Annotated in this window: 10 protein-coding genes; 3 read left to right on the forward strand and 7 right to left on the reverse strand. The window is 73.5% G+C overall.

Annotated elements, in window-relative coordinates; genetic code table 11:
- From ACV7NM_RS03585 to pgm, 3 genes are all read right to left on the reverse strand, one after another.
- The gene (locus ACV7NM_RS03585) at positions 1 to 267 is read right to left on the reverse strand and encodes a DUF4235 domain-containing protein (protein WP_136212974.1); all 267 of its coding nucleotides are present in this window, start codon (positions 265 to 267) and stop codon (positions 1 to 3) included.
- A gap of 110 nt (positions 268 to 377) precedes the next feature.
- Positions 378 to 1,262 (reverse strand): oxygenase MpaB family protein, encoded by an 885-nt coding sequence (locus ACV7NM_RS03590; protein ID WP_463408854.1) that lies wholly within the window; start codon positions 1,260 to 1,262, stop codon positions 378 to 380.
- Between the two features lie 84 nt (positions 1,263 to 1,346).
- Complete coding sequence (gene pgm, locus ACV7NM_RS03595; RefSeq protein WP_463408855.1) at positions 1,347 to 2,987, reverse strand: phosphoglucomutase (alpha-D-glucose-1,6-bisphosphate-dependent); 1,641 nt, start codon at positions 2,985 to 2,987, stop codon at positions 1,347 to 1,349.
- A gap of 327 nt (positions 2,988 to 3,314) precedes the next feature.
- Here pgm and ACV7NM_RS03600 point away from each other — a divergent pair, with 327 nt between their 5' ends.
- From ACV7NM_RS03600 to ACV7NM_RS03610, 3 genes are read left to right on the forward strand one after another with little or no spacing between them, the layout of a single operon-like run.
- Complete coding sequence (locus tag ACV7NM_RS03600; RefSeq protein WP_463413816.1) at positions 3,315 to 4,166, forward strand: SDR family oxidoreductase; 852 nt, start codon at positions 3,315 to 3,317, stop codon at positions 4,164 to 4,166.
- Between the two features lie 13 nt (positions 4,167 to 4,179).
- On the forward strand, positions 4,180 to 5,382 hold the full coding sequence (locus ACV7NM_RS03605; protein ID WP_463408856.1) for an amidohydrolase: 1,203 nt from the start codon (positions 4,180 to 4,182) through the stop codon (positions 5,380 to 5,382).
- Between the two features lie 15 nt (positions 5,383 to 5,397).
- Positions 5,398 to 5,901, forward strand: a complete 504-nt coding sequence (locus ACV7NM_RS03610; RefSeq protein ID WP_463408857.1) for a metallophosphoesterase family protein — start codon at positions 5,398 to 5,400, stop codon at positions 5,899 to 5,901.
- A 17-nt stretch (positions 5,902 to 5,918) separates the two neighbouring features.
- Here ACV7NM_RS03610 and ACV7NM_RS03615 read toward each other — a convergent pair whose 3' ends face one another.
- The 4 genes from ACV7NM_RS03615 to ACV7NM_RS03630 form a co-directional block, all read right to left on the reverse strand.
- Positions 5,919 to 6,281, reverse strand: coding sequence for an STAS domain-containing protein (locus ACV7NM_RS03615; protein ID WP_463408858.1), 363 nt, complete (start codon positions 6,279 to 6,281; stop codon positions 5,919 to 5,921).
- Positions 6,282 to 6,348: 67 nt separating this feature from the next.
- Entirely contained in the window at positions 6,349 to 7,578 is a 1,230-nt protein-coding gene (locus ACV7NM_RS03620; RefSeq protein ID WP_463413817.1) for a PP2C family protein-serine/threonine phosphatase, read from the reverse strand.
- 130 nt (positions 7,579 to 7,708) lie between these two features.
- Entirely contained in the window at positions 7,709 to 9,301 is a 1,593-nt protein-coding gene (locus ACV7NM_RS03625; protein ID WP_463408859.1) for a phytoene desaturase family protein, read from the reverse strand.
- Positions 9,288 to 9,743 carry an SRPBCC family protein gene (locus tag ACV7NM_RS03630; RefSeq protein WP_463408860.1) on the reverse strand — a complete coding sequence of 152 codons (456 nt, stop codon included), beginning with the start codon at positions 9,741 to 9,743 and terminating at the stop codon, positions 9,288 to 9,290. The genes ACV7NM_RS03625 and ACV7NM_RS03630 overlap by 14 nt, the downstream gene beginning before the upstream one ends.
- Positions 9,744 to 9,824 lie beyond the last annotated feature (81 nt).

Genomic DNA, 9,824 nt, shown 5'->3' on the forward strand with positions numbered 1-9,824 from the left:
TCAGGCGGGCCAGGTGCCCGAAACTCGTCGTACCGCGGTGGCCCCGCCGCGTTCGACGGCGGCCTTGACCACGGCGAAAATCGCCCCTTGCAGGGCGGCCGCGAGCAGGATCTCGCGCCATGCCCTGCCCTCGTCCGTGGCGTCCGGCGCGTCGTCCTCGTGGCCCGCCAGCTTCCAGACCTGCTTGAACGTCACGCCCGCCAGCATGCCGGCGGCGGCGCCGAGCGCCAGTCCCACCGGCTTGTAGGCGATCTTGGCCTTGTTCACCGTCCGCGCTCCTTCCGTCGGCCCCGCGATGGTGTCCGGAGCGACCTCCGCAGCGGCGTCTGCCCCGCCGTCCCCGGGTTAAGCCCGGCGTCCGACGGGATTTCGCGCCGTCAGCGGGGCTCGCCCGGCTCCCCGCGGGGGGGCAGGGAGCCCATCGCCCACCGGATGCTCCCGGTCAACGCCCGCCCGGACAGGCGCACGAGGTCGTCGGGCAGGTAGGGCACGGCACTCAGGCCCAGCATCGTGCGGGCCCACGGCGGGAGCGAGCGGACCGCATTGGCCGCCAGGACGGTGTAGGGGCCGCGGGCCGGCCAGGGCAGGGGCGGCTCGCGGAGGATGAAGCGCGCCGCGTCCAGCGCCTCCGGTGTGGCCCGCAGTTCCGGGCGGTAGGCGGCGAGCCGGGCAGCGAGGGAGGCGCGGTCGCACGGTGGATCGGGTACGCCGAGCGCGCGGGCGACCCGGGCGGTGTCGGCGACGTACGCGTCACAACCGGCGCCGTCCAAGGGGTGGCTGCCGAACCGCTGGTGGGCGCGCAGGAAGCTGTCGACCTCCGCCACGTGCACCCAGCACAGCAGGTGCGGGTCCGCCGCGTGGTAGGGCTCCCCGGAGGCCGTGGTGCCCCGGACCCGTTCGTGCACCTCGCGCACCCGGTCGACGGCGCGCTGGGCGTCCTCGGCGGTGCCGTAGGTGGTGAACGCGAGGAAGGCACTGGTGCGCTGGAGACGCCCCCAGGGATCGCCCCTGAAACCCGAGTGCGCGGCGACGGCGGCCATCGCGCGCGGGTGCAGGGACTGCAACAGGAGCGCGCTCAGACCGCCGATGAACATGGACGCGTCCCCGTGGACGGTGCGGATGGGCCGTTCGGGGCCGAACCAGCGGGGGCCGGGGGTGCCGTGGATGCGGGCGCGGTTCTGCGGCCCCGCCGGTCCGGCCACGTGGGCGAACAGGCTCGTACCGACCCGCTCCCGCAGGCCCTGGCCCGCTCTCTCGGACATCTTCACGCTCCCATCCTCCCGCGTGGCCGGGCGGCCCGGGAAGCCCCGGACCGCCCGGCTCGCGCCGGTCCGGCTCGCGCGGGGTCAGGCGGACAGGGCCGCGGAGACCACCGAGCGCGCCGCTTCCTGGACTTCGGCGAGGTGCCCGGGGCCGCGGAACGACTCCGCGTAGATCTTGTAGACGTCCTCGGTGCCCGAGGGGCGGGCGGCGAACCAGGCGTGGTCGGTGGTGACCTTGATCCCGCCGAAGGCCGCGCCGTTGCCCGGGGCGGTGGTGAGCACGCCGGTGACCGTGTCACCGGCCAGGGTGTCAGCGGTGACCTGCTGCGGGGACAGCCGACCGAGGACGGCTTTCTCCTCCCGGGTGGCCGGGGCGTCGATCCGGGCGTACGCCGGCTCGCCGAACCGGGTGGTGAGCCCGGCGTACCGCTCGGAGGGGCTCTGTCCCGTCACCGCGAGGATCTCGGAGGCGAGCAGGGCGAGGAGGATGCCGTCCTTGTCGGTCGTCCACACGGAGCCGTCGCGGCGCAGGAACGAGGCGCCCGCGGACTCCTCGCCGCCGAACCCGAGGGTGCCGCCCGCCAGCCCGTCCACGAACCACTTGAAGCCGACCGGGACTTCCACCAGCTCCCGGCCGAGATCGGTGGCCACCCGGTCGATCATCCCGGAGGACACGAGGGTCTTGCCGATGCCGGCGGAGTCCGGCCATCCCTCGCGGTGGCGGTAGAGGTAGTCGATCGCGGTGGCGAGGTAGTGGTTGGGGTTCATCAGGCCGCCGTCCGGGGTGACGATGCCGTGCCGGTCGGCGTCGGCGTCGTTGCCGGTCGTGACGTCGAACCGGTCCCGGCCCTCGATGAGCGAGGCCATGGCGTGCGGGGAGGAGCAATCCATCCGGATCTTCCCGTCCCAGTCCAGCGTCATGAAGCGCCAGGTGGGGTCGGTTTGCGGGTTGACGACGGTCAGGTCCAGGCGGTGCTCCTCGGCGATGCGCCCCCAATAGGCGACCGATGCGCCGCCGAGCGGGTCGGCGCCGATGCGTACGCCCGCCGCGCGGACGGCGTCGAGGTCGAGCACGGAGGGCAGGTCGCGGACGTAGGTCCCGAGGAAGTCGTACCTGGCGGTGGTGGGGGCCGCGAGGGCCCGCGCGTACGGCAGTCTCCGTACCTCCTTCGAGCCGCCGGCGATGATCTCGTTGGCCCGGTCCTGGATCCAGCCCGTCGCGTCCGATCCGGCGGGGCCGCCGTGGGGCGGGTTGTACTTGAACCCGCCGTCGCCGGGCGGGTTGTGCGAAGGGGTGACGACCACCCCGTCGGCCAGGGCGTCGGTGCGGCCCCGGTTGTGGGTGAGGATGGCGTGGGAGACCGCGGGCGTGGGGGTGTAGCCGTCGGCGGTGTCGACGAGCACGTTCACGCCGTTGGCGGCGAAGACCTCGACGGCCGTGACCCGGGCCGGTTCGGACAGCGCGTGGGTGTCGGCGCCGAGGAACAGCGGCCCGTCCACGCCCTGCCGGGCCCGGTACTCGCAGATGGCCTGGCTCGTCGCGGCGATGTGGTCCTCGTTGAACGCCGTGGCGAGGGACGATCCGCGGTGGCCCGAGGTACCGAAGCTGACGCGCTGGGCCGGATCGGCGGGGTCCGGATGCAGGGCGTAGTACGCGGTCACCAGCCGGGACACGTCGATGAGGTCCTCCGCTCGCGCCTGCTGCCCAGCTCGCTCGTTCGGCATCCGTTCGCTCCTCCGTACTGGTCGGGACTCCCGGCGGGGTCCGCGCCGCTCCATGGTCGTGCCGGAGGCGGACGCGGCCGGGCCCGGGGCCCCGCCGCTCCGATCCGCCCCCCACACGGCCTACCCAGCGGGAACGACTCCTACCAGACCCGTTCGCTGCGTTCGTCCGGGTTTGGGGCAGCGGTGAGCGGTTAGCCGCAGCGTGCCGGGGCACGCGCGGCAGCGTCCGCGTGCTTCGGCACGCTCCCCGCGAGCGGGGGCGTCGGAGCGCTTTCGAGGAGGTTGTGCCACGTGGAACGCAGCAGCGGGGCCCCTGACCCCACCACCATGTACCCCCGGCCGGAATTCCCCCAGCAGGAGCAGGAACACCCGGGACGGACCGGGGCGATGGAGCCGGTGCCCGACCACGGCGAGACGTCCTACCGGGGCCACGGCCTGTTGGAGGACCGCAAGACCGTGATCACGGGCGGGGACTCCGGCATCGGCCGGGCGGTCGCGATCGCGTTCGCGCGCGAGGGCGCCGACGTGCTCTTCACCTACCTGCCCGAGGAAGAGGAAGACGCCCGGCAGACCGAGCGGCTGGTGGAGGAGGCGGGCCGCAAGGCGGTCGCCGTGGCCTGTGACATCCGCGAGGAGGAGCAGTGCCGGCTGCTGGTGGAGCGGGCGGTCACCGAGTTCGGTCGCATCGACGTGCTGGTGAACAACGCCGCCTACCAGATGGCACAGCCCGAGGGGATCTCCGCGATCACCACCGAGCAGTTCGACCGGGTCGTGCGCACCAACCTGTACGGGATGTTCTGGCTGTCGAAGATGGCCCTCCCCCACATCCCGTCGGGCGGGAGCATCATCAACACCACCTCGGTCCAGGCCTACAAGCCGAGTCCGCCGCTGCTGGACTACGCCATGACCAAGGGCGCCATCGTCACCTTCACGCAGGGCCTGGCCCAGATGACGGCGTCCGACGGCATCCGGGTCAACGCCGTCGCGCCCGGGCCCGTGTGGACTCCGCTGATCCCGGCGACGATGCCGGAGACCGGCGACTTCGGCGCCCAGTCGCCGCTGGGCCGGCCGGCCCAGCCCGCCGAACTGGCCCCCGCGTACGTCTTCCTCGCCTCGACCCGGGCGAGCTACCTCACCGCGGAGATCCTCAACGCCACCGGCGGGACGCCGCTCCCCTGACATCGGAGGACATGTGTCACACGACCACAAGGCCCACGAGGCCCTGTACGCCCGGATCGACGAGGAGGTGGGACTGCGCGCCGACCGGCTCTGGGACATCAGTTGCGCCCTGCACCGGGACCCGGAGACCGCCTACGCGGAGCACCGCTCCTCCGCGCTGCTGAGCGCCGAGTTCGAGCGGGAGGGCTTCGCCGTCGAAAGGGGCACGGCCGGGCTGCCGACCGCGTTCGTCGCCCGCTCCGGCAGCGGCGAGGGGCCTCGCGTGGCCCTGCTGATGGAGTACGACGCGCTGCCCGGTCTGGGGCACGCGTGCGGCCACAACCTGATCGCTGCCGCCGGGCTGGGCGCGGCGGCAGCGGTCCGGGCGGTGCTCGGGGACGCCGGGGGGACGGTGCTGGCCGTGGGCACGCCGGCCGAGGAGCGGGGCGGCGGCAAGGTGGAGCTGGTGTCGGCGGGGGTCTTCGACGGCGTGGACGCCGCGCTGATGTTCCACCCGGGGGTCCACAGTTGGGCGTGGGCGCCGCTGACGGCGCAGCGTCAGGTCAGGGTCGGGTTCCACGGCCGCGCCGCCCATCCCACCGGCAACCCCACGGAGGGCGTCGACGCGCTCGCCGCGCTGGTACAACTGTTCAACACCACCGCGGTGCTCGGCAGGCGGCTGCCCGCCGGCTCGCACGTCCAGGGCATCGTGACGGACGGCGGCGAGTCCACCAATGTCGTACCCGCCTACGCCGAAGGGCTGTTCGGGCTGCGCGGTGCGACGACGGGCGCGTTGGAGGAACTGGCGGCGGAACTCGATTCCTGCGCCCAGGGGGTCGCCAAGGCCACGGGCACCAAGGCCGAGGTCACCCCGGTCGGTACGGGCTACCGGCACTTCCGCAACAACCGGGCGCTGTCGGACCGGTTCACCCACCACATCGGGCGGGCCGGTATCGCGGTCGGTGATCCGGCGCCGGGTGTGTACCTGGGCTCCTCCGACATCGGTGACGTGAGCCACCGGGTTCCGGCCATCCACCCGTTCGTCGCCATCATGGACGAGTCGGGCTCCGATCACACTCCCGGGTTCGCGCTCGCCGCGGCGGCCCCGCCGGGGCGGCGGGCGATGCTGGCCTCGGCGCGGGCGTTGGCCTGCACGGCGGCGGACGTGTTGCTCGACGCCAGGTTGAAGGAGACGGCCTGGGAGCAGCTGCGGCAACAGGCCGCGGCTGGCGCGTGACCGTACGGTGGCGGCATGCGCCTGTTGCTGATCTCCGACACGCATCTGCCCACTCGCGCCATGACGCTCCCGAGCACCTTGGTGGAGGAGCTCGGGCGGGCGGACGTGGTCATCCACGCGGGTGACTGGGTCGACGAGGCCGCCTACGCGTTGGTCGCGGGCCACGCCCGCGAGCTGATCGCGGTGCACGGGAACAACGACAGCCCGGCGCTGTGCGAGCGGCTGCCGGAGGTGGCGCGGGCGGTGTTGGAGGGAGTGCGCGTCGGGGTGGTGCACGAGACGGGGGCCGCCGCGGGGCGGGAGGCGCGGTGTGCCGGGCGCTTCCCGGATCTGGACGTCCTGGTGTTCGGGCACAGCCACATCCCCTGGGACACCACCGCCCCCGGTGGCCTGCGGTTGCTGAACCCCGGTTCCCCTACCGACCGCCGCCGCCAACCGTTCCACACGTACATGACGGCCGTGGCCGCCGGCGGCGAGCTGACCGGAGTCCGGCTGCACCGGTTGCCGCCCGCGCGCTGACGCTCGGTCTCGGGCGCTCACCAGGGGTCGTCCGGGCCGCTCCGCCCCTCGGGTTCCGAGGCGCCGTCCCCGAGGAGGGCCGGGGCCAGGCCGCTGATCTCCAGCAGTCTCAGCAGGTGGGCGGGCACGCTCGTGAGGACCACCGATCCGCCCGCGTCGAGGGCCCGGTGGCGCAGTTGCACCAGGACGCTGAGGCCGGAGGAGTCGCAGAAGGTGACCGCGGAGACGTCCAGGACGAGCCGCGGGTTGATCTCGACCAGACTCGCGGTCTCCTCGCGCAGTTGGCGAGCGGTGTGCCAGTCCAGGGCGCCGGCGAGCGCGGCGACCAGCCGGGGCCCGTCCGGTTCCCGGACGCTCAGGCGCAGGACGCTGTGGTTCACGGGCCGGCTCCTGACTGGTTCCCGGGACGGGTGTGCCCGGATCTGGCTTTCGGCGCTCGCCCCGCTGTCATCGGTCGGCCGTGCCCGTGTGCGCCGCCGCCTCCCGCGTGGGTTCGGGCCTCGGTCCGAGCCATTCGCACAGCAGGATGGTCGCGTCGTCGTTGAGTTGTCCCTCGTGGTGCTCCATGACGGCCTGGATGAGGCGTCTGAGGGTCTCCGGCACCGGCAGCCCGTCGGCGTGCCGGCGGATGAGGAAGTCGCTGAACCGTTCGAGGCCGAACTCGTTCGAGCCGGGTCGGCGCGCCTCGGTGATGCCGTCGGTGTACAGCACCAGCCGGTCGCCGGGCTCCAACTGCTCCCGGCAGACGGTGACCGGCAGTTTGAGGTCGGTGCCCATGGGGTGGGCCGGCGGACACGTCAGCCGGCTGGTCCATCGGCCGCCCCTGATCACGAGGGGCGGATGGTGGCCCCGGTTGACCCAGGTCAGCTCGCCGGTCGCGGTGTCGAGATCGGCCAGGATGCCGGTCACGTAGGAGTCGTGGCGGAACTGCTCCAACAGCAGTTCCTCCACCCGCTCGCTCGTGCCGACCAGGTCCGACCCCTGACGCCGGGAATTGCGGCAGGCGCCGACCGCGAGGTTCGCCGCCAGACCCGCGGCGGTGTCGTGTCCCATCGCGTCGAAGATCGACAGGTGCACCACCGAACCGGCCATGGCGTAGTCGAAGGCGTCGCCGCTGATCTGGTAGGCGGGCTCCATGACGGCCGAGATCACCACCCGGCCGTCCGCGTAGGTGCGCGGGGGCATCAGGTGCCATTGCATCTCCGCGGCGACGTTCATGGGAGCGGTCCGCACGAGGCGGGCGTACGAATCGCTGTGGTCCCGCTTGGTGACGACCAACAGGGCGAGAAGCGAGGCGAGCGACTCGGCGTCCTGCCTGGCCTGGTCGTCGTCGTAGGCGGTCGTCAGCCTGACCACGCCCAGCCGCTCGGTGCCGTCCAGCATGGGCAACCACCATTGGAGGCCGTCCCCCGCCGTCACGGGCACGATCTCGCCGTACTGGTAGACGCGGCCCGCCAGCGTGCCCTCGATCGGCAGCTCGGCCGCCTCCGGCTCGCAGGCCGCCGGGCCGGGCACGTCCAGCCCCATGCCGGTGAGCAGCCGCAGCACGCTGTCCTGAACGTCGGCGACGTAGACGCACACGTCGGTGAAGCCGGCGTACGCGCCGTGGACACGGGCCTGCTCCGGTACGCGTTCCATCGGCATGAGGTGGCTCGCCGCCAACAGGCCCATCAGCATGCGGCGGCTGCCGTGCTCGCGCTCGATCGTCACCGGGTCCTCTCTCCCGCATCGTCCGCTCGCAGGCCGGTACGTCGCGGCCCCCGCTACGTCACAGCCCAGTCCAGCACACCGGGCCCGGCGCCGCCCTTCAGGAGGCCGCGCCGCCCCGGAGCCGGAGGGACCTCAGGGCGGTGCGGGCGGCGTTGGCACCGGGGGCTCCGTGTACGCCGCCGCCGGGGTGGGCGGTAGAGGAGGCGAGGTAGAGGCCGCGGACGGGGGTGGCGGGGCGGCCGGTGCCCGGGACGGGACGGAAGAGCAGTTGCTGGTGCAGATTGGTGGTGCCCTGGTTGACGGCGCCACCGATCAGGGCCGGGTTGAGGCGTTCCAGGTCGGGGGGCGCGAGGACGCGGCGGGCCCGCACCCTGGCGCCGAAGCCAGGTGCGTAACGCTCGATCTGCGCTTCGACGCGGGCGGCGATCGCCTCCCTCTCCCGTTCGTCCCACTTGCCGGTGATGGCGCCCGGGCCGTCGTCCGCGGCGTCACCGACGATGTCCTGCGGGACGTGGGTGTACGCCCACGCGGATTCGGTGCCCGCGGGCGAGCGGGCGGCGTCCGCCGTGGTCATCTGGCCGAGGACCACGAACGGGACGCTCGGCACCCGGCGCATTGCGATCTGCGCGGAGAACATGGTGAGCTCGTCCAGGCCCTCGGCGAGATGGACCGTCCCGGCCCGCCGGGCGCCCTCGGACCGCCAGGGGATCGGTCCGGACAGGGCCCAGTCCACCTTGACGGTGGCGAAGTCCCACTGGAAGCGCCGCAGATCGGAGCGCAGCCGCGCGGGCAGGTGCTCCCGGCCCACGAGTCGCTCGTACAGGAGCGGGGCGGGCACGTCGGCGAGGACGGCCCTGCGGACCGGGATCTCGCCGCCGTCCTCGGTGCGCACGGCGACGGCGCGACCGCCCCGGACCACGACGCGGGTGGCCGCCCGCGAGCAGTACAGGGTGCCGCCGCGCGCCTCCAGGCGGCGCACCATGGCCCGGGTGAGGGCCTGGGCCCCACCGACGGGAACGGGGAAGCCGTACGCCTGGCCGAGCATGCACATCAGCCATCCGAAACCGCCGCCGAGGGCCGACTCGGGGCCGAGGTCGGCGTGCAGGGCGTTGCCCGCGATCAGCAGCCGGCCACCCTCGCCCGAGAACTCCTCCTCGCCCAGTCTGCGGGCGGGCAGCAGCATCCTGCGGGCCAGCCGCAGCCCCTCCGCCGCGCGCAGCCGGGCGGCGAGCCGCACCCCGGCGCGGACGGGCGGGAAGGGGGTGAACAGGCAGCCCAGGATGTCGTCGCCCGTGCGCTGCCACAGGGCGTACAGCCGCTCCCAGGCGGCTCCGTCACCCGGGGCGAAGGCTTCCAAGGAGGCCGCGGTGTCGTGGACGCCGCTGCCGAGGACGGCGCAGCGGCCGTCTTCGAGGGGATGGGCGACCACCGCCGGGGCGCGGCTCCAGCGCAGCCCCTGTTCTTCCAAGCGCATGTCCCGGATCACGGGGGAGGCCGCCGCGAGCGGGTAGAACGCGCTGAACAGGTCGTGGACGTAGTCGGGGTGGAGCCCCCGGTCGCTGCGGACCGCCCCGCCGGGTTCGGGACCCGCCTCCAGGACCACGACCCGCCAGCCCGCGTCGGCGAGGACGTTGGCGGCGACCAGGCCGTTGGGGCCGGCGCCGATGACCACCGCGTCAGGAGTCGCCATCGGGCCGCGCTCCCTTGGACTCGACGGCTCTGGAGAGGCGTCCCAGCATGGTGCGGTGACGGAGCTGGACGAGGAGGTCGATGGCGGCGTTGTGGAAGGAGCCGTTGCGGCCGCGCAGGGGGTGCTCGTCGATGACGACGAGGGTGTCCTTGCCCCAGGGTTTGATCTCGATGGCGATGCGGGCGCTGCCGCCCTTGCCCGCCATCGCCTCCAGTTCCAGCCGGTCCGGTGGCTCGCAGACCCGCACGACGGTCCGTCCCTCGTAGGTGACGGGGCCGAGCTTGACGCGGTAGCCGAGGGTGGCGCCTTCCATCGGCCAGTGTCCGTGGTCCTCCCACGAGTCCTCGGTGCCGACCACCCAGTCGGCGTACCGGCTGCCGTCCCTGAGGACGTCCCACACCCAGGCGGGCGGACGGCGTATGAGCCGGTGCTGCACTGCCATGGCTCCTCCAGGGGTTCGGTGGCGCGTCGGTGTCCGGCGCCTACCCCGGGCGTTCGGGTTCATACGGCACGGGGTCACACG

This window comes from Streptomyces sp. Tek67B01 (assembly GCF_055231995.1).